The 22,605-nt window shown below is 32.9% G+C and carries 20 protein-coding genes; 10 read left to right on the plus strand and 10 right to left on the minus strand.

What is annotated here, in order from left to right:
* Nucleotides 1-108: 108 nt before the first annotated feature.
* A complete protein-coding gene (gene mazG, locus ABEB18_RS08840) occupies nucleotides 109-882 on the plus strand; it encodes a nucleoside triphosphate pyrophosphohydrolase (RefSeq protein WP_348798916.1) in 774 nt (257 codons plus the stop codon).
* 64 nt (nucleotides 883-946) lie between these two features.
* Here mazG and ABEB18_RS08845 read toward each other — a convergent pair whose 3' ends face one another.
* Complete coding sequence (locus ABEB18_RS08845) at nucleotides 947-1,627, minus strand: Crp/Fnr family transcriptional regulator (RefSeq protein ID WP_348798917.1); 681 nt, start codon at nucleotides 1,625-1,627, stop codon at nucleotides 947-949.
* Nucleotides 1,628-1,939: 312 nt separating this feature from the next.
* Here ABEB18_RS08845 and ABEB18_RS08850 point away from each other — a divergent pair, with 312 nt between their 5' ends.
* The 8 genes from ABEB18_RS08850 (at nucleotide 1,940) to ABEB18_RS08885 (ending at nucleotide 10,772) form a co-directional block, all read left to right on the plus strand.
* Nucleotides 1,940-4,324 carry a heavy metal translocating P-type ATPase gene (locus ABEB18_RS08850; RefSeq protein ID WP_348798918.1) on the plus strand — a complete coding sequence of 795 codons (2,385 nt, stop codon included), beginning with the start codon at nucleotides 1,940-1,942 and terminating at the stop codon, nucleotides 4,322-4,324.
* 117 nt (nucleotides 4,325-4,441) lie between these two features.
* Nucleotides 4,442-4,624, plus strand: coding sequence for a cbb3-type cytochrome oxidase assembly protein CcoS (gene ccoS / locus ABEB18_RS08855; RefSeq protein WP_348798919.1), 183 nt, complete (start codon nucleotides 4,442-4,444; stop codon nucleotides 4,622-4,624).
* 58 nt (nucleotides 4,625-4,682) lie between these two features.
* Complete coding sequence (gene ccoN, locus ABEB18_RS08860) at nucleotides 4,683-6,860, plus strand: cytochrome-c oxidase, cbb3-type subunit I (RefSeq protein ID WP_348798920.1); 2,178 nt, start codon at nucleotides 4,683-4,685, stop codon at nucleotides 6,858-6,860.
* Nucleotides 6,861-6,875: 15 nt separating this feature from the next.
* On the plus strand, nucleotides 6,876-7,043 hold the full coding sequence (locus ABEB18_RS08865; protein ID WP_348798921.1) for a CcoQ/FixQ family Cbb3-type cytochrome c oxidase assembly chaperone: 168 nt from the start codon (nucleotides 6,876-6,878) through the stop codon (nucleotides 7,041-7,043).
* Nucleotides 7,044-7,071: 28 nt separating this feature from the next.
* On the plus strand, nucleotides 7,072-7,992 hold the full coding sequence (locus ABEB18_RS08870) for a cbb3-type cytochrome c oxidase N-terminal domain-containing protein (protein ID WP_348798922.1): 921 nt from the start codon (nucleotides 7,072-7,074) through the stop codon (nucleotides 7,990-7,992).
* Between the two features lie 64 nt (nucleotides 7,993-8,056).
* A complete protein-coding gene (gene ccoG, locus ABEB18_RS08875) occupies nucleotides 8,057-9,475 on the plus strand; it encodes a cytochrome c oxidase accessory protein CcoG (RefSeq protein ID WP_348798923.1) in 1,419 nt (472 codons plus the stop codon).
* Nucleotides 9,476-9,523: 48 nt separating this feature from the next.
* Complete coding sequence (locus tag ABEB18_RS08880; RefSeq protein WP_348798924.1) at nucleotides 9,524-9,976, plus strand: FixH family protein; 453 nt, start codon at nucleotides 9,524-9,526, stop codon at nucleotides 9,974-9,976.
* A 94-nt stretch (nucleotides 9,977-10,070) separates the two neighbouring features.
* A complete protein-coding gene (locus ABEB18_RS08885) occupies nucleotides 10,071-10,772 on the plus strand; it encodes a sulfite exporter TauE/SafE family protein (RefSeq protein WP_348798925.1) in 702 nt (233 codons plus the stop codon).
* A gap of 52 nt (nucleotides 10,773-10,824) precedes the next feature.
* Here the strand turns inward: ABEB18_RS08885 and hemN are convergent, their stop codons facing one another.
* From hemN to ABEB18_RS08900, 3 genes are all read right to left on the minus strand, one after another.
* Nucleotides 10,825-12,189 carry an oxygen-independent coproporphyrinogen III oxidase gene (gene hemN, locus ABEB18_RS08890; protein ID WP_348798926.1) on the minus strand — a complete coding sequence of 455 codons (1,365 nt, stop codon included), beginning with the start codon at nucleotides 12,187-12,189 and terminating at the stop codon, nucleotides 10,825-10,827.
* Between the two features lie 121 nt (nucleotides 12,190-12,310).
* Nucleotides 12,311-12,784: a hypothetical protein gene (locus tag ABEB18_RS08895; RefSeq protein WP_348798927.1), complete on the minus strand. Its 474-nt coding sequence runs from the start codon at nucleotides 12,782-12,784 to the stop codon at nucleotides 12,311-12,313.
* 604 nt (nucleotides 12,785-13,388) lie between these two features.
* Nucleotides 13,389-15,362, minus strand: coding sequence for a DUF349 domain-containing protein (locus tag ABEB18_RS08900; protein WP_348798928.1), 1,974 nt, complete (start codon nucleotides 15,360-15,362; stop codon nucleotides 13,389-13,391).
* 301 nt (nucleotides 15,363-15,663) lie between these two features.
* On the opposite strand from ABEB18_RS08900, the gene ABEB18_RS08905 reads away from it, so the two are divergent.
* On the plus strand, nucleotides 15,664-16,617 hold the full coding sequence (locus ABEB18_RS08905; protein WP_348798930.1) for a hypothetical protein: 954 nt from the start codon (nucleotides 15,664-15,666) through the stop codon (nucleotides 16,615-16,617).
* A 4-nt stretch (nucleotides 16,618-16,621) separates the two neighbouring features.
* On the opposite strand, the gene ABEB18_RS08910 is transcribed toward ABEB18_RS08905, so the two are convergent.
* From ABEB18_RS08910 to ABEB18_RS08935, 6 genes are all read right to left on the minus strand, one after another.
* Complete coding sequence (locus tag ABEB18_RS08910) at nucleotides 16,622-16,888, minus strand: hypothetical protein (protein ID WP_348798931.1); 267 nt, start codon at nucleotides 16,886-16,888, stop codon at nucleotides 16,622-16,624.
* Nucleotides 16,889-16,933: 45 nt separating this feature from the next.
* Nucleotides 16,934-17,320 (minus strand): hypothetical protein, encoded by a 387-nt coding sequence (locus ABEB18_RS08915; protein WP_348798932.1) that lies wholly within the window; start codon nucleotides 17,318-17,320, stop codon nucleotides 16,934-16,936.
* A 125-nt stretch (nucleotides 17,321-17,445) separates the two neighbouring features.
* On the minus strand, nucleotides 17,446-18,195 hold the full coding sequence (locus ABEB18_RS08920; protein ID WP_348798934.1) for a shikimate dehydrogenase family protein: 750 nt from the start codon (nucleotides 18,193-18,195) through the stop codon (nucleotides 17,446-17,448).
* Entirely contained in the window at nucleotides 18,195-19,592 is a 1,398-nt protein-coding gene (locus ABEB18_RS08925; protein ID WP_348798935.1) for a tetratricopeptide repeat protein, read from the minus strand. The genes ABEB18_RS08920 and ABEB18_RS08925 overlap by 1 nt, the downstream gene beginning before the upstream one ends.
* 146 nt (nucleotides 19,593-19,738) lie before the next feature.
* The gene (locus ABEB18_RS08930; RefSeq protein WP_348798936.1) at nucleotides 19,739-20,920 is read right to left on the minus strand and encodes an aspartate aminotransferase family protein; all 1,182 of its coding nucleotides are present in this window, start codon (nucleotides 20,918-20,920) and stop codon (nucleotides 19,739-19,741) included.
* Between the two features lie 35 nt (nucleotides 20,921-20,955).
* Nucleotides 20,956-22,584: an OstA-like protein gene (locus ABEB18_RS08935; protein ID WP_348798938.1), complete on the minus strand. Its 1,629-nt coding sequence runs from the start codon at nucleotides 22,582-22,584 to the stop codon at nucleotides 20,956-20,958.
* Nucleotides 22,585-22,605: the final 21 nt, after the last annotated feature.

Genomic DNA, 22,605 nt, shown 5'->3' on the forward strand with positions numbered 1-22,605 from the left:
ATGTTTGTGCTTTTAGACTAATAACTATTCACTAACTACTAAATATAATAATCCTGTCAAGATATTTTTCTGACAGGATTTCTTATTTTTACCAAAAACTCGATTCCGATGAACTCTAGACAAAATCAACTACAAGCATTCGAAAGATTATTAGATATTATGGACGATTTGCGTGAAAAATGCCCTTGGGATAAGAAGCAAACGATACAAACTCTTCGTCATTTGACTATAGAGGAAACTTACGAATTGGGCGATGCGATTTTGGATAATGATTTGAATGAAGTAAAAAAAGAATTGGGCGATTTGTTATTACATATCGTTTTTTATGCCAAAATAGGAAGCGAAACCAACGATTTTGATATGGCAGATGTTTGTAACGAAATTTGTGAAAAACTGATTCATCGCCATCCGCACATTTACAGTGATGTGGTAGTAAAAGATGAAGAAGAAGTAAAACAAAATTGGGAAAAACTAAAACTCAAAGAAGGAAAAAAATCTGTATTGGAAGGGGTTCCTAGAAGTTTGCCAGCACTTGTAAAAGCCAGTAGGATTCAGGACAAAGTAAAAGGTGTTGGATTTGATTGGGAAGAACCACATCAGGTTTGGGACAAAGTACAAGAAGAATTACAGGAATTGCAAGCTGAGGTCGAGGCCGGAGATCAAGATAAAACGGAATCCGAATTTGGAGACGTTTTGTTTTCGATGATAAACTACGCTCGATTTTTGAATATAAATCCCGAAGATGCTTTAGAACGCACGAATAAAAAATTCATCAAGCGTTTTCAATATTTAGAAAGTAGAGCCAACGAATTGGGCAAACCTCTTAAAGATATGACTCTTGCTGAAATGGACGTATTTTGGAATGAAGCTAAGAAAATGTAGAATTCAGAATTCAGATTTGAGGTTTCAGAATTCAGTTATGCAATCTACCAACTGCAATCTGATTTTAGTCTGACATTTTTCTAAGCTTATTCAAATCTTTAAGGATGATTTTTTTTCCCACTAATTCTATAAGTTCTAGCTTTTTAAAATCAGATAATAATCGGATGCAACTTTCTGTTGCAGTACCTATCATACTTGAAAGTTCTTCGCGTGAGAGCTGGATTTTTAAAGTTTTGTCAGCATTGGTGCCAAATGTATCATGCAAATAAAGTAAAGTTTCAGCCAGTCTTTCTTTTACTGATTTTTGTGCCATAGCAACCATATGTTCATCGGATGATTTTAAATCTCCGCAAATGCTTTTCATCACATTCATAGAAAACTGATTGTTTTTGTCAAAGAATCCTAAGATTTCATTTTTGGGAATAAAGCAAACATGCATGTCTTCTAATGCGATTGCGCTTAGATTTGCAGGTTCGTCACTTATCATAGAACGTTGCCCTAGTAATTCACCTTTTGAAACTAGTTTTACGATTTGATCTTTGCCATTTGGGCTTAATTTGGTGAGTTTGCACACTCCGTCTTTAACGCAAAATATTCCATTTACATTTTCCCCTTCTTCAAAGATATTTTCTCCTTTTTTGATGACTTTAGAGGTTTTGCACTCCGAAAGTTTGATAAGTTCATCTTTGTTTAGAGCCTTTAGGGAACTAAATTCTCTCACAATACATTGTTCGCATTTACTCATGACTGAATAGGATTTTCGTTTGCAAAGTTATACATTTATAATTGAGTTTGATAGTAATTTTAGATAATCGCAAAAAAGACTTTGGCTTTTTTTGAGTTCTAATCGCAGTAATATCTCCCGATTTAGAAAAAAGGCTTTTTAGCTATAGCTTTTATTAATCCGGAATAAAACGGAGAGCAGGCATCCTGTTTTAAGAAAGACTATTGTTTTGTTTCTAAAAGAATAGGTATTGAACTTTTGGTATATGATATTTATCATTGTTTTGGATAGTATCAATTTGTGAAATTTGTAGCGCCAAATTAAGGTTTGTTTATGAGAAAAGAGAACTGTTTTCACTGTGGTTTAGCGATAGTAAAAGAGGATGAAATTGTTTTTGAAGAAAAAAAATTTTGTTGCAAGGGATGTAAAACGGTTTACGAGATTTTCAGCACAAATGATTTGACTTGTTATTATGATTTTGAAAAATCGCCAGGTGCTACACCGCAAGAAATTGAAGGGAAATATGATTTTCTAGACAATGAGAGTATTGTATTGAAGTTGTTAGAATTTAAAGAAGATACAACAGCTATTATTTCGCTTAATATTCCGCATATTCATTGTAGTTCCTGTATTTGGATTTTGGAAAATTTGCAACGTTTGCAAAAAGGAATTAATACCTCTCAAGTTAATTTTCCCGAAAAAAAGGTTCGCATCAATTACAATTCGGATATTGTTTCGTTAAAAAGCATAGTCGTTTTGTTGAGTTCTATAGGATATGAACCTTATATTAGTTTAGAGAATTATGAGTCTGGCCAAAATAATGTAGATAGAAGTTTGATTTACAAACTTGGTGTTGCATTTTTCTGTTTTGGAAATATCATGTTGCTTTCGTTTCCTGAGTATTTTGATGTCAAAGAATTTTGGTTAGACAATTACCGCCCTTTTTTTCGTTGGATGATTTTTGCTTTGTCGCTGCCTTCTTTTCTTTATTCGGGGAGTGGTTATTATGTTTCGGCTTATAAGAGTATCAAGTCAAAAATGCTCAATATCGATATTCCTATTGCATTGGGAATTGTGGTGATGTTTGTTCGTAGCACTTTTGATATTGTAATGGATTACGGTTCGGGTTTTTTTGATAGTTTGACGGGCTTGATTTTCTTTATGTTGTTGGGCAAAATGTTTCAAATTAAAACGTATAGTTTTTTGAGTTTTGAGAGAGATTTTAAATCCTATTTTCCTATTGCTATCACCAAAATAAATACCGATGCTACCGAAGTAAGTATTCCTATTTATGAAATTGAAAAAGGGGATAGGTTGCTGATTCGTAATCAAGAATTGATCCCCGTTGACGGAATTTTAATCTCTGATAAAGCCGAAATCGATTATAGTTTTGTTACAGGAGAAGCGATCCCGATTACCAAAAAATCGGGAGATAAAGTTTTTGCTGGCGGAAAACAAATAGGAAAAGTCATGGAGATGGAGGTTTTGCTTTCGGTTTCTCAAAGTTATTTGACTCAGTTGTGGAGTAATGATGTTTTTCAGAAAAAAATAGAACAAAAACACAAAACCATAACCGATCAAATTAGTCGCTATTTTACGCCAATTTTATTGCTAATAGCTTTTGCAGGTTTTGGATATTGGATATTTATTGACGCCAATACTGCTTTCAATGTGTTTACGGCTGTGCTGATTGTAGCTTGTCCTTGTGCTTTGGCATTGACTGCACCTTTTACAATGGGAAACATGTTGCGAATTTTTGGGAATAGAAATTTTTACCTGAAAAATGCTTTGGTGATCGAACAATTGGCAAAAGTAGATACTATTGTTTTTGATAAAACGGGTACTATAACCACCAATTCAAAATCTAATATTACATATGAGGGGGAAATATTAAATGAGAACAATATTGCTTTGATAAAAAGTGTTTTACGAGCCTCTAACCATCCTTTGAGTAGAATGTTGTACGATTTTTTGCCAGATGTAAAACGCATACCGTTTGATGTATTTGAAGAAATCACAGGCAAAGGAATCCAAGCCACAATAAATGGGGTTTTGATACAAATGGGATCTGGAGATTTTGTTAGGGGTGCTTCCTCAAACGAAAGTATTCAGCAAACGGCTGTACATGTCAAGATAGGTGGGGTATATTTGGGGAAATATATTTTTAATAATGAATATCGAGAGGGATTATCCGACTTGTTCTCTAAATTGAGCAAGCATTATCAGGTTAAGGTTTTGTCTGGGGATAATGATGGAGAGCGTACGGTTTTAGAAACGCTTTTGCCCAAAGGAACCGAAATGATTTTTGATCAAAAACCAGAGCAAAAATTACAATTTATCCGAGAACTACAGTCAAATGGGAGGAATGTTATGATGGTGGGTGATGGCCTTAATGATGCAGGAGCTTTAGCCCAAAGTAATGTTGGAGTTTCTATCTCAGAAAATGTCAATGTTTTCTCTCCGGCTTGTGATGCCATTTTAGATGCAAAAGAATTCAAGAAACTCAATTATTTTTTAAAATTATCCCAAAAAGCCATTTTGACAATCAAAATGAGTTTCGCAATATCTCTATTGTACAATGTTGTTGGATTGGGATTTGCAATAACAGGAAATCTCTTGCCTTTGGTAGCTGCAATTATTATGCCTTTGAGTACAATTACAATTGTAAGTTTTGTTACTTTGGCTTCTAACTACTTTAGTAATAGTAATTTAGAATAATTCAAAATAATTCACAACGTTTTTTTTTATAAATTTAACTGTGTTCCTATGAAATATGATAATTGTCATTTTTTATAAAAGACGATGCACATACTTTTGTTAAATAAATATTAAGATATGAGCGTTATATATTTGTTAATAGCAATCAGCATTTTTGTCGCCATTTGTTTTTTTATAGCATTTGTTTTTGCGGTAAAATCTGGTCAATATGACGATGATTATACCCCATCGGTTAGAATTCTTTTTGACGACGAATTAGTCAAATCCTCAACTAGCGAATCCGAGATTAAAAGCGAGTAAATCTTTTGAGTTTTACTGTTGTTTACCTATTTCATAAACTTTAAATACAATTATATATATGGAAATGCAGCAATTTTATTACGACAACAAAATTGTAAAAAAGTTCATTTACGCCACCATACTTTTTGGAGTAGTCGGGATGTTAGTTGGACTTATTTTGGCTACAATGTTTCTTTTTCCAAATATGACCGAAGGAATTTCTTGGTTGAGTTTTGGACGATTGAGACCTTTACATACCAATGCGGTAATTTTTGCTTTTGTTGGTAACGCAATGTTTGCGGGTATTTATTATTCGTTACAACGTTTGCTAAAAGCCAGAATGTACAGTGATTTCTTGAGTAATCTTAATTTTTGGGGATGGCAATTGATTATTGTTGCTGCAGCTATCTCTCTTCCTTTAGGTTATACTTCTTCAAAAGAATATGCCGAATTAGAATGGCCTATAGATATTGCAATTGCTGTAATATGGGTGGCTTTTGGTATCAATATGATTGGAACGATGCTAAAAAGGAGAGAACGTCACTTGTATGTAGCTATTTGGTTTTACTTGTCCACGTTTATTACGGTAGCTGTTTTACATATTTTTAATAGTTTGGAATTGCCAATTTCAGCAATGAAAAGTTATTCTGTTTATGCAGGTGTTCAGGATGCATTGGTACAGTGGTGGTACGGACATAATGCAGTTGCTTTTTTCCTGACAACACCATTTTTAGGACTAATGTATTATTTTGTTCCAAAAGCGGCCAATCGTCCGGTGTATTCTTATAGGTTGTCTATTATCCACTTTTGGTCTTTAATTTTCTTATATATCTGGGCTGGGCCGCATCATTTGTTATATTCTGCTTTACCTACTTGGGCTCAGAATTTAGGGGTTGTTTTCTCTGTAATGTTGTTGGCTCCTTCTTGGGGAGGTATGATTAACGGATTGCTTACTTTGAGAGGAGTTTGGGATAAAGTACGTGAAGAACCTGTTTTGAAGTTTTTTGTAGTTGCTATGACAGGTTACGGTATGGCTACTTTTGAAGGGCCAATGCTTTCGCTTAAAAATGTAAATGCTATTGCACATTATACCGATTGGATCGTAGCTCACGTGCACGTTGGGGCTTTAGCTTGGAATGGTTTTATGGCATTTGGGGTTATATATTGGTTGATCCCAAGAATGACCAAAACAAACTTATACTCTACAAAGTTGGCTAACTTCCATTTTTGGGTAGGAACTTTAGGGATTGTGTTATATGCATTGCCATTATATTTAGCTGGTTTCTTACAAGCTTCTATGTGGAAACAGTTTAATCCAGATGGTACTTTAACCTATGGAAATTTCCTTGAAACAGTTACTCAGATCATGCCAATGTATTGGATGAGAGCTATTGGAGGTACATTGTACTTAATTGGAATGTTAACTTTGGTGTATAACATCATTCAAACTGTGCGAGCAGGAAATGAAGTAGAAGACGAATTGGCCGAAGCTCCTGCATTGGTAACCATAAAATCTGGAAGAATTAAAGGTGAAAAATTCCATTCTTGGTTGGAAAGAAAGCCGATTAAAATGTCCATCTATGCTACAATTGCAATCCTAATTGGAGGAATAATTCAAATTGTTCCTACAATTATGGTGAAAACAAATATTCCAACCATTACAAGTGTTAAACCTTATACACCATTAGAATTAGAAGGAAGGGATTTGTATATCCGTGAAGGTTGTGTGGGTTGTCACTCTCAATCGGTTCGTCCGTTTAGAAGCGAAGTTGAGCGTTATGGACCACAAGCAAAAGCAGGTGAATTTGTTTACGATCATCCATTTTTATGGGGATCAAAAAGAACAGGACCCGATTTGTTAAGAGTTGGAGGGAAATACAACGACAACTGGCATTTCAATCATTTCTGGAGTCCTCAAAGTACATCTGCTGGTTCTATTATGCCTAGTTATCAATGGTTGTTTGATAATAAAGCGATGGATGTTTCGATGACTGAGAAGAAAATGAAAGCCATGAAGAGTTTGGGGGTTCCTTATTCGGATTTACAAATTACTAACGGACTGAAAGACTTGAGAGCACAAGCTATAGCTATAGAGGAAAATTTGAAAAGCGATCCTGATTTTGTAAAAAATTATGAAGAAAGTAAAAAGAAAGCAATTGCCAAAGGCGAAGAATTTGTTCCAATGAACCAAAGAGAAATTGTAGCATTAATTGCCTACATGCAAAGATTGGGTACTGATATTAAAGTGAAAGAATAATAAAATCTGAAAAGTATGTTCGAACAAATAAAACACAACATGGAAACTATTGCAGGTGTCGCAATTTTTCCAGTACTATCGCTACTAATTTTCTTTTTCTTTTTTGTTGGATTAGGAATTTGGGTGTATTCGTACAAAAAAGAAACAATAGAAGAGATTAGTCAAATCCCTTTGAAAGATTAAATTGTTCAATTTCAAAAAAAGATAAATAATGAAAAAAATTATTCCATCCTATATAAGAGTTCTGGTTCTGTTTTTTGCTGTTTTTGGAGTGATCGAGTATTTTATCGATTCAGGAAGTCAGCCGGCTTTTATAAAATATCCTATGGTTTTGGTGTTTTTGATAGTCTTGCTTTTTGTATTAATTGCAATTGAAGTAACATTATCGGCAGTAGATAAAATTAGTTATGCTTTATTATCAGATGCCGAAAAAGCTAAAATCGCTGAACAAGAAGCATTGGATACTAAAAGCTGGTACGAGAAATTAAAAGAAAATTTCACACAATCGGGTACAGTCGAGGAGGAAAAAGAATTGCTAATGGATCACGATTATGATGGAATCAAAGAATTGGATAACAATTTGCCTCCTTGGTGGGTATATCTGTTTTATGCTTGTATCGTTTTCGCTGTGATATATTTAGTTCGTTATGAAATAATGGGAGCTCCTGATCAAGATGCTGAATTGAAAGCTGAATTAGCGCAAGCCAAAATAGAGGTTGAAGAATATATGAAAACAGCACCCGATTTGTTAGATGAAAAATCGGTAACATTATTGACAGATGCAGATGCTTTAGGCAAAGGAAAAGAAATCTTTACAACAAATTGTGCAGCTTGTCATAGAGCCGATGGAGGAGGACAAATTGGACCAAATCTTACCGATGATAATTGGATTTTAGGAGGAGGAATCGAAAAAATATTTCATACGATCACTAATGGAGGTCGTGACGGAAAAGGGATGATTGCTTGGAAAGGGACTCTGAAACCAAAAGAAATCCAAGCCGTTTCGAGTTACATCATCTCGTTGAAAGGGAGCAATCCACCAGATCCAAAAGCAGCCGAAGGTGATGTTTGGGTAGATGGAAATTCTCCAGCAGCAACCGCATCTGCAGTTGATAGTACACAAGCAAATTAATTTTTCAGTAAAAGAGCCTTGCGAAAGTAATCTTTGCAATGCTCTTTTTAAATGTTTATAAAAAATGGCAACTATTCCAGACGAATCTTTTAGAGATAGCATTGGGACAATTGATAAAGAAGGTCACAGAAAGTACATTTATCCCAAAAAACCTTCAGGTAAGTTTTTTAACTATAGAAAATGGGTGAGCTATTTTTTATTGATTGTTTTAATTATAAACCCCTTTTTAAAAATAAATGGGAATCAATTCATGATGTTCAATGTTTTAGAGCGTCGTTTTAATATTTTCAGTTTCCCTTTCTGGCCTCAAGACTTTTACATTTTTGTTTTGTTCATGGTCATTGGAGTTGTATTTATCCTTTTATTTACCGTAATATTTGGTCGAATATTTTGTGGATGGATATGTCCACAAACTATTTTTATGGAAATGGTTTTCCGTCGAATTGAATATTGGATTGAAGGCGATAGAGGTGCACAAACTCGTTTGGCAAAACAAGAATGGAATGCAGAGAAGATTAGAAAAAAATCGATAAAATGGTTTATATTTCTAGTGATTTCATTTGCAATAGCCAATGTGTTTTTAGCTTATTTAATAGGTAGCGATGAGTTATTTCGTTTGATAAAATCAGGACCTTTAGCCAATATAAGTACCTTTGTATCATTGTTGATTTTTACCGGAGTTTTCTATTTTGTATTCGCATGGTTTAGAGAACAAGTTTGTATCATTGCTTGTCCATACGGAAGATTACAAGGTGTTTTGTTAGATAAAAATTCTATCAATGTTGCTTATGATTTTGTTCGAGGAGAAAAAGAAGCAGGTAGAGCGAAATTCAATAAACAAGAAGACCGAGAAGCCTCTGGAAAAGGGGATTGCATCGATTGCAAACAATGTGTTCATGTGTGTCCTACAGGAATCGATATCCGAAACGGAGTGCAATTAGAATGTGTAAACTGTACGGCTTGTATAGACGAATGTGACACCATTATGAAGAGTGTTGGACTTCCAGTTGGTTTGATTCGTTATGCTTCTGAAAATGAAATTGAAACAAAATCTAAGTTTAAGTTTACAGCAAAAATGAAAGGATATACCGCTGTTCTTGTTATTTTGGTCGGAATACTAACAGGTTTGTTGTTTTTAAGATCCGAAGTCGAAGCAACGGTATTTAGATTGCCAGGACAGTTGTATCAACATAAAGGAGATAATATTAGTAACGTATATACTTTTAAGATTATTAATAAAACTAATAATGATATTAAAAATATTCACTTTAAATTGGTCGGTATAAAAGGAACTTTGAAGGTAGTGGGAATTCAAGAACTGAAAGTTTCTAAACAAGGAATGGTAAGCGGAACAATGTTTATTGAAATCAATAAATTTTTATTAGAATCTGATCGTACCCAATTAGAAATTGATCTCTATGAAGGTGATAAAAAAGTCGAAACTACCCATACAAACTTTTTAGGACCTCGTAGTTTCGATTAGTTTTAAGGGGTTCAATGAATTATTATTTAATATTTTAAAAGTATAAAAATGAAAAATAATTGGGGAACGTATGTGGTTATTGCCTTTGCGCTATTTATCAGTTTTATCATGTATTTTGTTATCAAAGTACAGTCAGATAGTAAATATGATAATGATTTAGTTGTAGAGGAATATTATAAACATGATGCTCATTATCAAGACGAAATGGCTCGAATTCAAAATGCTCACGATTTAACTACAAAACCCGAAATCGAGGTAGATGTAAAGGAAGTTGTAGTGGTTTTTCCAGCCAATTTTATTCCAAAAGATATTAAGGGAACAGTTTCTTTTTATAGAGCTTCAAATAAAAAATTCGATTTTGTGGTTCCTATTTCATTTACAAATTTGGCTTCGTTGTCTGTACCAAAAAACAAGTTTATTGGAGGTGAATGGCAGGTTAACATGGAATGGCAATATCAAGGCAAATCCTTTTTAACAAAGGAAAAAATTTATATAAAATAGTAAGAATTAAGAATTAAGAATTAAGAATTAAGAACTAAGAATTTTTGTAATTAAATCTTAGTATTTCTTCCTTTATCTATAATCTATAATAAAAATGCTTTATACGGCTTTAATATTTGGACTTATTAGTAGTTTTCACTGCATAGGAATGTGCGGTCCTATAGCTATGATGTTGCCAGTTGAGCGAAATAATCCTGCAAAGAAAGTTATACAAATTATGACTTACCATTTGGGTAGATTAACAGCCTATGCAAGTATCGGTTTGCTTTTTGGATTACTAGGAAGAGGTCTTTTTTTAGCGGGAATACAACAGCAATTGTCTATTTTTATTGGTGTAGCAATGATTTTGGTGATTTTAGTTCCTGAAAAAGTCTTGTCTCGTTACAATTTTTCTAAGCCAGTTTATAAATGGATTTCAAGAATGAAGCAGATGCTTGGAAGTCAGTTTAAAAATAAAAGTTTTAAATCTCTTTTTGTTATCGGGTTGCTTAACGGTTTTTTGCCTTGCGGAATGGTTTACGTTGCCTTGTTTGGTGCTTTTGCGATGCAAAATGCTAGTCTTGGAGTGCTGTATATGTTATTGTTTGGATTAGGAACTGTTCCTTTGATGAGTTTGGTAGTTTATGCAAATTCATTTTTAACAGTTTCGTTTCGCAACAAAATTCAAAAAATCATTCCTTATGTAGGTGTTGTTATAGGCGTGTTATTTATACTTAGAGGTCTAGGACTTGGGATTCCTTATGTTTCTCCCTCAAATATGAGTTTGTTTATACAAACAGAAGCCAATTGTCATTAATTGGCTTTGGTTGTAAATTGATTTTATAGAAGAAAAGATAACGTTTTTATTATCAAATAGTCATAGAAAACAAGGTTGTTTCAGGTGTTTTTCTTTTCAATCTCAAATCAAATGCCATGCAAATGTTTCGAACGTAAGGCTTACCTTTTTCTGTTACCAGCATTTTGTCTTCTTGAATTATTACGAGTTCATCTTTTACCATTTCGTTAAGTTGTTCAATAATTTCTGGAATTTCAGGAAGATAATCCTCAGAGTTTTTCCAGCTGGTTTCAAAGTGACACATCAAATTTAGAATATGTTTTCTAATTATAAGATCTTCATTATTCAAATGATGTCCTCTGTAAATGGGAAGTTTGTTCAGTTTTAATAATTGATAGTATTCTTCTAGACTTTTTACATTTTGGGCAAAGCTATACCAGCTATCACTTATGGCCGATACTCCTAAACCAATCATCAATTGTGTTTTAGATGAACTGTAGCCCATGAAATTCCGGTGCATTTTTTTATTTTCAAATGAATCGTAAAGGCTGTCTGACTTTAATGCAAAATGATCCATTCCAATTTCATAATAATCATTTTCAAAGAGCAATTGTTTGCCTTTTTCATATAGTTTTCTTTTTGCATCATCTTTTGGGATGTCTTCATCACGAAACCCCCGTTGACCATTTCCTTTTATCCAGGGTACATGGGCATAACTGTAAAATGCCAATCGATCAGGTTTTAACGAGTTTGTTTTTTCGATAGTATCAACAACATCTTCGATTTGTTGAAAAGGTAATCCGAATATTATGTCATGACCAATTGAGGTGTAACCTATTTCTCTTGCCCAAAATGTCGTTTTGGCTACATTATGAAAAGGTTGAATTCTGTGAATGGCTTTTTGAACTTTTTCGGAGTAATCCTGAACTCCAAAACTTACTCTTCTAAAACCTAAATCATACAATTTTTGCAAATGAGCATAGGTAGTATTATTTGGATGTCCTTCAAAACTAAACTCATAATTATCGGCTTTTTCAGCAATAGTTAGTATGCCTTGAATTAATCTCTCAAGATTTTGTATCGAAAAAAAAGTAGGAGTCCCCCCGCCTAAATGTATTTCTTTGATTTTTGGCTTTTTGCCTAAAATTTCGCGATAAAGGGTCCATTCTTTTAAGACAGCTTCAATATATGGATTTTCAACTTCATGATTTTTGGTAATACGTTTGTTGCATCCGCAAAATGTACACAAGCTCTCGCAAAAGGGTAAGTGTATATACAAGCTAATGCCTTCTTGAGTATTACTTTCTTGAAAAGATTTCTTTAAAGTTTCAATCCAAATTTGATTAGTAAACCCAGACTCATTCCAATATGGTACGGTAGGGTAGCTGGTATATCGGGGTCCGGGAACATTATATTTTTGGATAAGTGAAGTTTTCATTTTTCGAAATTTAGAAACATATCAAAATTAGAGTTGCTTTTTAATATTTCAAATGATAATTATCATATTTACCAAACATTATTTACAAAAAAGAGGTTCATTCCGAACCTCTTAGATATTCTTATGCAAGACAATCATCAATTGCTTTTACCCATTTTTCTGCAAATTTATGATCTTCATATAAGCAGTTAAAATCGAGATAATGATTTTCGACATCATAAATCGGAATCATTTCTTTTTTCATACTGTCTCTGTGAACCAATTCTATTTCAATTTTTGAAATTTCTTTTGATTTTGAGTCATTGGTAAGAACCTTGTTACATAAAAGAATATGATTTAAATCTACAAAGTAGATGGTTTCTTTTTTATAGCTAAAATCGATAAACAATAGACCTCTCTTTTTAGAATCTAAAGAAATAATTTTCTTGTTTTGTTCCTCTGTTAAGTCAAAATTATAGTGATTATTTTTACTGTAGGTTTTCTTTATTTCGTTAATTTTTTTTCTGCTTGATACGTTGGAACGGAAAGCTATTATTAAAGGAATACCCATTAGAACTGTAATTGCAAGTCCTATCATTGTTACAGAATTGTCCATGTTTTGTTTTTTGTGATTGTATATAATGATTTGTTTCTTAACTCAGGCTGAATTAAAAAGGATTTTAAAAGTTGGTATAACTTTTATAAAACGGAATCATAATGATAAATCACCAATGGTAGTGAAAAGGAAAAAGCAAGACAGAAACTTTATAGCTTTTGTTAATATCTTCGTTTGTTAAGGTAGTTTCAAGAGCATTGTTATTGAGAATAAACAGTGATTGGAAATAAATGGAATTCAACTGTAAGCCAACAAGAATACGGTTGTTGTGTTTAATGACTGGAGTTCCTCTTTCTACGTTAGGTAGAACAAACGAGTAAAGACTTATGTGCTTTTTGGCAAACTTAGAGCTGTTTTCTTTTGTAAAAATAAGAGTCGTACTACGGTTTGCACAATAGGCAAAATTCAATTGGAACAGGAGTCCAATAAATACGATATATTTCCAAAAGTTGTTCATTTGACAAATGTAAAAATAGGTTTTCTATTGGCTCAATTATTTTTGGTAAATGAAAGTTAAAAAAGGGTTTTGTATTGTTGATTGGATAAAAAAAGCCTTAAACAGTTTGGTTTAAGGCTTAGTTGTTTTTTGGAAAAAAAAATAAAGTTATTCTGGTTGGTTTAAGTTTCTTAATTGTTTCAATTTTTCTTTCCAGACATCTAAACTTTCTTTATGGATAGCGATGTTTTTGCGAACTTCTAATACGATAGAATTTTCTTTTTTAGAATTTTTGGTGTTAGCAAAAAACTGAATGTTGTTTTCCAATTGAAAAATTTCGTTTTGAACTTCTTCAATTTTTCTCATAATGAAGATTTTCTCGTTGTCAATTTTTCGAGTATCGTTGCTTTCAGATAAGTTTTCCATTCTGTTCGAGAAACGCATCATCTCAGTATCTTTTTTACTAAGACTTAGTTTTTCGAATAAGGCATCAAGGATTTTGTTAAATTTTCCTTCGATATGTCTTCTTGGAAATGGCACTTTCCCAAAACTTTTCCAAGTTTCGATGTGTGCTTTTATAGCATCTAAATCGGTTTTATGTTCACCTGTTAATTGGAATTCTCTAAGCGTTTCTAGATAAGCTTTCTTTTTGTTAAAAGATTCAACTTCTTCAGCGTTTTCAGTGTTTTTGTGTTCTTTTAACTTGTCAAAATAATGATTACAAGCTTCTCTAAATTCGTTCCAGATTTTGTCGGAATATTTTCTTGGAACATGACCTATTTTTTTCCAGTCTTCCTGGATTTGTTTCATAATAGGTGTAGTATTTTCAAAATCAACACTCTCTTGTAATTCTTTAGCTTTTTTAACCAAAGCTATTTTTTTATTAAGATTATCGTTTTGATCTTTTTTGATGTCTTTGTAAAATGAATTTTTAAAACTATTAAAGTTTCGTACAGCTGTTTTAAAGGCTGCCCATGTTGCTTCATTTACATCGGTAGGCACTTTTCCTGCTGCGAAAAATGCTGTACGCAACGCTTCAACTTTTTCAATTTGGGTTAACCATTGGGAGTGAGCGTTTACTTTTTCAGTAGCTAAACCTTCAATTTGAGCAATTATATTTTTTTTCTTCTCAAGGTTTTCAAGTTCTGTTCCTCTAAGATTTTCAAATAAAATCTCTCGTTTATCATGCATTTTTTTGGTCAATTCACTGAATTGATTCCAAATTTCATCACGATATTCTCTAGAAACGGGCCCTATATCTTCTTTCCAAATACGGTGTAAATCTTGTAGTTCTCTAAAAGCTTTGTTTATATCGGCTTCTTTTAGTAACTCTTCGACACGTGTTATGATTTTTTGCTTTTGTTCTAAATTGTATTTAAAGTCAATATCTCTTGCTTCTCTATCCAAGTGCAAATAATCGTAAAAATTTTCAACATGAAAATGATAGTTATTCCAGACATGATTGTATTTATCTTTTGGGATAGCTCCTGCATTTTTCCATCTTTCTCTTAATTCATTAAAATGATTTAAGGTGTCTTTGATATTGGCCTGTGGATTGATTAATTCTTTTAACTCTTCAACAATTGCTAATCGAACTTCTAAATTAGTTTTTAATTTGGATTGCAAACTCTTGAAATGAGCATTTTTGTTTTCTTTGAATTGATTGTAATATTGATCAAATTTCAATTTTAAAGGCAAATGATATTGAAATTCTTCGTTAGGGTCTTGGTTTTCTTGATAAAATTCTTCCCTCTTTTCTTCAATTAGATGGTTGTATTTGGATAAGAATGCTTTTTTAATTTCTTCAACATGCTCTTTGATTGACATTACTTTCTCATTTGTAACCAAATTTTTCAATTCGTTTACAAGAGTATCCATTGGCAATGCTTCATAATCAAGCATCGGAATATCATGACGCTCTTTTAGGGTCTCGTCTTCACTCTCTTCGGCATTAGTTTCGGCAATGGCTTCAATTACAGTTTGCTTTTCATCCGTCACTGAATTAGTTGACTCTTGAATTGCTGAATCTTCTTCGACTATAATAACTGTTTCAGATTGAATTGTTTCTTGCAATTCATTTACTGGTTTTCCGTCTGACCCATTATTGTTAACAGCCAGGTTATCATTCTTTTCTTCTAACATTTTGTGAATGTTTAAGGTTTTTATTTTTTGAAAGCGAAAGATACTAAAGGTCAGTCAAAATACAAAATAAAACTTTTGGATATAGTTAAATTATTAAGTTATTTCTTTCTTTTGTTGAATTGTTTTGAATAATTATATTTATCTGTCTTCTTTTTGGTGAATTTCAATAAGCAGAAGTTTGTAGCCAAATGAAATTTTGAGGAAGTTTTCAGGGCATTGCAAATTATTAGCATTATTGTATTTTAGCTTAAAATACTCATTAATACTATTTTATATAAAAAAATCTAAAAACAACTTTTGAATGAAAATGAAATCTTTAATTGCAATTGTTTTGTGTTTAATTCTAACTTTTTCCTTGGTTTCTTGTGGCGATAAAAAAGGATTGTCGTACAAATCGAATTCAACTTTGTCAAAACCTCATACAGCAAATGAAAGTGTTCAGAATTTTGTTCAGTATTCAGACTATTCAGTTGCTCGAATTATTAATTGTGGACAAAATGCAATTTCGGATAAGGGAAAGGTTTTTATTCTTTTTGATGGTACTAATCAAAATCAAGATCTTGCAGTGCTCAATTTTAGTGGTTGGAATCATGCAACTAACGGTTCCGCAACTGAATGGGGAAATTTAAAATTAGCTGGAAGTTATTATGATTTTAACACCACCGCCAACAAAAATAAGAGTTGTAATACTATAAGCACTATTGATATTGTTCTTTTAAAAAAGATAGCCGATTGGAATCATCAGCATTCTAATGGCTTTGAGTGTACTGTACTAGCTAAAGGTTTTCGTTTTGCTGATGTGCAAAATATTGTTTTTGATTTGAAAATTAATAGCTCTAAAACCAAAATTCCCACAATTGAAACTATCAAGACAATCTATAGTAATTATGTGCCTGAATCTGTTGTGGATAATTTAGATGATGCTAAAGTTAATATTGGAATTACATTAAGTGATAAGACAAATTATAATGCAAGTATCATTTTTCAATTGGATCAAGAGGTTTTAAAAGATCAGTGGATTCGTGTTATTGTGCCAGCAAACAAATTGTCTTTCTATCAGGAAATAGACTATAAGAAGACACCTAAATCTTTAAATGATTTTAGCGATTTGATTATTAATAGGCTACTGGTTGTTGCAGAAACCAAAAAGGGTTCTGTGCTAAGAGGAAATATAAAAGACTGGAATGACAATGTTCCTGAAACGTTTAAAGAGATGGATTTGAGTTTTAAGAAAATAGAATTTCAGTTAAAATGATGTTCTAATTTAGTTTGTTGAATTCTGTTATATATTCATAACCAAACTTACCTTTGATGGTGCAAATTTGAATTTCTTCTCCTTCTTCGAAAAGATTAAATCTTGTTTTTCCGACAGAAAATCGTTCATTGTTATTGTTAATTGATAAGTAAATATAATATTCAGTGGTTTTGCCACTACTTTTTCCTTTACGTTCTATTTTGTAATTTTTATAGGTTTTTACTCCGTCTGAAAAGGTGTTGTTTATAAAACTGATCAAAGCTGAAGTCAACAAGAATAATCCAATGAATAATCCTAAATGAACTGTAAATCTTCTTTAGCTTTCATAGTAAACACTTGGGGATTTTGTTTTAAGAATTGCGGTTAGAATAATTGCTATAATTATTCCGATGCTTCCTCCTGTCCAAAAAAGTTGGATGCCATTTATGGTATTGTCAATATTTCGTATGGTAAATAGTTGACTTAATAAGCCGATGAAAAATAATGTATTAGAAGAATAATATACGAATTTGTCGAATGATTTGGTTTTCGATTCATAATTTATTTTGGGAGGAAAAAAATCGTCAACGATTAACTGAGAAAGTGCAATAATTTGCAATAGCTGATACATCCCAAAAAAGAAAAAGGGCAAAGGAACAAGTCTAAATTCGTCGTTATTATCACCAAAAATTAGTATTGGGATAATGCAAATTCCAATATACAAAAGTTTCTTGTAGAAATTTTTTCGTATTTCAGAATTTTGATTTGAGAAAAAATCTTTCTTCCGTTTCGTATTGCGGCTTATTGATTTGTGCACAATTTTCTATGCTTTCAACTAACTTGTATTTTTTATTTGTTCCAGATTTTCCAAGCTTTTTCAGCTTGTAGAATAAGCATGTCTAAACCATTTTTTGTAATAGCTCCTTTGGCTTTGGCTTTGACTAAAAATGTTGTTTCGGCAGGGTTGTAAATTAAGTCGTAAGCAATGTGTTTTTCTGTAAAATATTCGTAGGGAATAAGCGGGAAAGCCTCAATGTTTGGGCTGGTTCCTACAGGCGAACAGTTGATTATAATTTGATAATTGTCAAAAGTAGTGGCATTAACTAGTGAATAATCAATGCAGTTTTCTTTCGCCTGACGGGATACAAATGTGTAAGTGATACCTAACTTGTCTAAGGCAAAAGCAACTCCTTTTGATGCGCCGCCAGTGCCTAGAATAAGTGCTTTTTTGTGATGAGGTTCTAATAAAGGTTCTAAAGATTTTTGAAACCCGTAATAATCAGTATTGTAGCCTTTTAGTTTTCCTTTTTTGGTGAATTTTATAGTGTTTACGGCGCCAATTTGAGCCGCATTTTTTGATAGTTTATCTAAGAAAGGTATAATGGTTTCTTTATAGGGAATTGTAACATTTAGTCCGTTGAGATCGGTATTGTTTTTTCGCAATTCTGTAAAATAATTAATATCTGGGATATCAAAATTTTCATAGGTAAAACCGCTAAAAAGCTCTTTGCTAAATTTTTCTGTAAAATATCCTCTGGAGAAAGAGTAACTAATATTACGGCCCAATAAGCCAAAACGTTTCTTTAAAACTTCAATCATTATTGTTTGTTGTGTTTATCAATATAATTACGTACCATTTTTTTTGCCCAAACTACAGGGAATAAATCTTCTAGAAGAATGTAGTTTTCTGGTTTCAAACGTAAAGCATTGCTCAAGTGAAATTTTGCTTTGATGTTGTCTGAAAGCATGAAATACAAACCAGCCAATCGGTATTCAACTTCGTTTTCTTCAGGGAAATATTCTGAAGCCTGTAATAATGTTTGGATGGCGCTGTCAAATTCGCCTAAAAATTGAAGGATGTCAACCCAAAACAGCCAAGTGTCGAGTTGGTAATCTCCAAATTCTACGGCTTTTCTGTATCCAAATTCTGCTTCTTCAAACAAATTCATTTGCTTGTTGATGGCGGCAAAACGTTTCCAGTATAGTTTGTTTTGATTGTCAATTGCTAATGCTTTGTTGACATAAAACAGTGCTTTTTGGTAGTTTTTTTGACGAACATAAAAATCAGTTATTGCAATCCAACCTTTATCTAGCAAAGGATCTTCGTGTACGGTTTTGTTGAAAAATTTAAGTGCCAAAACTTTGTTTCCCAATTTTTCATAGCATTTTCCAATTCGCAATAAAGCATACGATGTAGCATCGTCTAGCTCTAATGTTCTGTTGTAGTTTTCTATTGCTAAATCGTATTTTTTTAGGCGTTCCAAAGCTTTTGCTTTTTCCATAAACGCTCCTAAGAATTCTTCGTCTATAAGAGTAGCATATTCAAATGCATGAATAGCACTTTCATATTCTTTTAATCCATAAAACAAACGCCCAAGCTGATGCCATGCAATTTCGCTATAAGGGTTTTTGTTGATGTATTTGTTTAAGTAGGTTATCGCTTCTTGATTTTGATCTAAAAACTCATAACAATATACAACATTGTATAGAGCCGATTGATCTTCAAGATCTTCTTCTAGACATTTAATGAAGTTTTCTTTGGCCATTTCAAAATTGTCCATAAAAAGATATTCCATTCCAATCAAGTTATAAACATCGGCATAATCATCAGTGTATTGTAATGCTATTTTGAGCATTTCAACTGCTTTTTCATGCTGATCCCTTTTAGAACAAATATTTGCTTTTTGGATGTAGATTTCTTCGTTTGTTGGCTCTATTGCAAACAACTCATTCAATAACTTTTCGGCTATTTCGAGTTTGTCTTCGTAAATTAGCATTTCTACTTGAACTAGCTTAAGACCGCTGGAGCGCGGGTGTTGTTCTAATGCTAATTTTAGAGCTTTTTTGGCCAATGCGGACTTGCCCATATCGAGGTAATGAAGAATAATTTCTTCAAATTCTTCGGAGTCAAAAAAGAGCACTTTGTTGGTTTTCAACATAGACTCAAATTTTGATAGGGATAAGTTATACTCTTCTTCTTCGTTGCTTAACTGCATACTATCTGTTTTTAAATTATCCTAATCTTAAAATTAGGAAAAACGTATTGTTGAAATGAGGAAGAATTCTATTTGTTGTGAACAATTTAATTAACAAGTTGCAAAAAACATTAATAATGCTAGAGGTTAATTACAAGTTCAAAAAATTAATTCATTATTTCATTCATTACTTCGAGAATTATAGCACAGCCTTCTCGAATTTCTTCTTCGGAAATGGTTAATGGTGGCGTTATTCGAATGGCACAACCTTCAAAAAGTAACCAAAACAGGATTAAACCTCGGTCTTGACATTTTAAAATCACTTCATTAGTAATATCAGCACTGGCAGTCATAGCTGCTAGCATTAGTCCTCTTCCTCTGATTTCTTTTATCAAAGGATGTACCAAAAGTGATCTGAATAGTTTTTCTTTGGCTAATGTGTCTGTAATTAAAGTAGTTTCAGTTAATTCTTTCAAAGTAGCCAGACAGGCTGACGCAATGACAGGGTGACCTCCAAATGTGGTGATATGACCGAGTTTTGGGTTGACAGTTAGTAAATCCATCATTTCTGAGGATGCTGTAAATGCTCCTACTGGCATTCCACTCCCCATTCCTTTTCCCATTACAACAATATCGGGAACAACATTGTAATTTTGAAATCCAAATAGCGCTCCAGTTCTTCCAAATCCAGGCTGAATTTCATCCAAAATCATTAATGCACCTACTTCCTCGCATCGTGCTTTTACCTTTTGTAGAAAATTATTTTCAGGTTGTATAAACCCAGCTCCTCCTTGAATGGTTTCTAATAAAATTCCAGCGGTCTTTGAGGTTATTTTTTGTAAATCTTCTTCGTTATTGAAAGTGATAAAGTCGATATCCGGTAGCAATGGTCGAAATGCTTGTTTGCGTTCTTCAAACCCCATCACACTCATTGAACCCATGGTGTTGCCATGATAAGCATTGTGACAAGAAATTAATTGACTCCTGCCAGTAACTCTTTTGGCCAATTTGAGTGCCCCTTCAATAGCTTCGGTTCCAGAGTTTACCAAATAGGTTTTGCTTAATGGAGCTGGTAGGAGTGAAGCCATCAATTTGCAATATTCAACAGCTGGGCTTTGCGAGTATTCACCATACACCATAACATGCGAATATTTGTCTAATTGCTTTTTTATAGCATCGTTTACTCTTTTGTTTTGGTGTCCGAGGGTGCAAGCAGAAACTCCAGCAACAAAATCTAAATATTTGTTGTTACGGGTATCATATATATAAGATCCTATAGCATGAGAAACTTCCATGCCCAGTGGGTAAGGAGATGTTTGCGCTTGGTATTTTATGAAATCTGGATTCACTTTTTTTTATTTAAAAGTTTAAAACTACGACTAATTTATTTTTTTTTATTCTTCTTATCGTAATTCAAAGTTTCTTTGCGAACCTTCATGGGGGTACTTTTCTTGTTTTTGTCTTTTTGAGTGGCTTCGATAATTTTGAGTTCCTCTGTATTTTCTTCTTCGGTAAAGACATCGTCTTTAGATTTTACTCTTTCGTCACCCCGCCATTTAAACCCTTTGAGGATACTAGCGTTTACGGGGAACTCATTCTCGGGGTATATATCCCCATCTACTTGGGTAAAAAATGTAATAGCGTCTATATCTTTTTCGTTGAAAATAATATTGATTTTACTACAGATGTTTTTGTTTATCATAAGTTCCTGAGCATCGTTCCTTTCGTAGTATATAACCTCTGCATTTTTGATAATATCTACATCATGAAGTTTACCGTTTATGAGTTTGCCGTATAAATTTTGCCCCTTGGTCTGGTTGTATCCGGTTCCGAGTGTGTCTTTTGAAGCAATAAAAGCATTGTTTAGCACTTTGAGAGAATCTAATTTTTGGGTTACTTTATCGCCAATAAGATGCATGACATCGCCAGTGATTTGACTTTCTCCATTCCATAATATAGGATTTCCGATTAGTTTGGTCAATGCTATTTTGGAACTAGAGTGTATCGAATCGCATTTTCCGCTCATGTCTGTTTTGTAGAACCGAACATTATTAAATGCTCTAATTATTCTGTTGTTTTCTTTTCCAGTTACCAGGAGTTTTTTTCCGTGAATATATAACGAATCGTTATCAACAAAATTTACGGCCAATGCTCTTTTGGTCACAAACATAGAGTCTTTGTTTTTGTATAATTCGGCATAATGTCCTTTGACAATTCCTCTATTGATGGAGTCGGTTATTTTTACATTTCGGGTAGCCGAGGCAAATTCTTTATTTCGATCATAATACAAGCTATCACCTTTTATGATCCGATCGTCGTATTTTATGTAGGATTTATCTAAAAAATGGGCGAGATTTTTTTTGGTATCATAAAATCCTTTTTCAGTATAAATATAATTGGTTTTACTGGTAATTGTTGAAGGACCAAACAGGTACGAATGTCCTGAATTACTGTAATAATCTAGATGATTCGACTTTATTTCGTTGGTTTTGTTGGTAAGGGTGACAGCGGTTAAAAATTGAAATTTTTTCTGTTTTACAAAATATCTTCCTGATTTGCTTTTTAGCGTATTGTCTTTATTGATAATGGTTCCTTGCGTATTGTAGAAAACTTCTTGTGTATTTCTGTCAAAATTGATAGTGTCCGTTGATAGAGTAGTATCTGGAGAGCTCATTATGGCATTTCCAGTTGCAAAAGCTTTTTTTAATTCGCCACTGTATTCTGCATAATTACTATTTAAGTACAATGTGTCGCCTTGAACCAATTGTACATTACCAAATGCTTTTAAGTAGTTCTCTTTTTGAAAAACATAAGCTTTATTGCAAGTCAAAATTACACCGTCATGACTTACTTTGACATTTCCGGTAAGCAAAAGAGCATCGGGGAACTTTACTTCATCAACATCGGCAAAGTCTGATTGTTCTACGATAATTTTTTTGGGAGCTTGTGCCAAAATTAGGTGTGCACTAAGTAAAATTAGGCTATAGATAAGGAAATGTAAAGATTTCTTCAAGGGTTTTAATTTTTTTGTAAA

This window comes from Flavobacterium adhaerens (assembly GCF_040045115.1).
GTDB classification, from domain to species: Bacteria; Bacteroidota; Bacteroidia; order Flavobacteriales; family Flavobacteriaceae; genus Flavobacterium; species Flavobacterium adhaerens.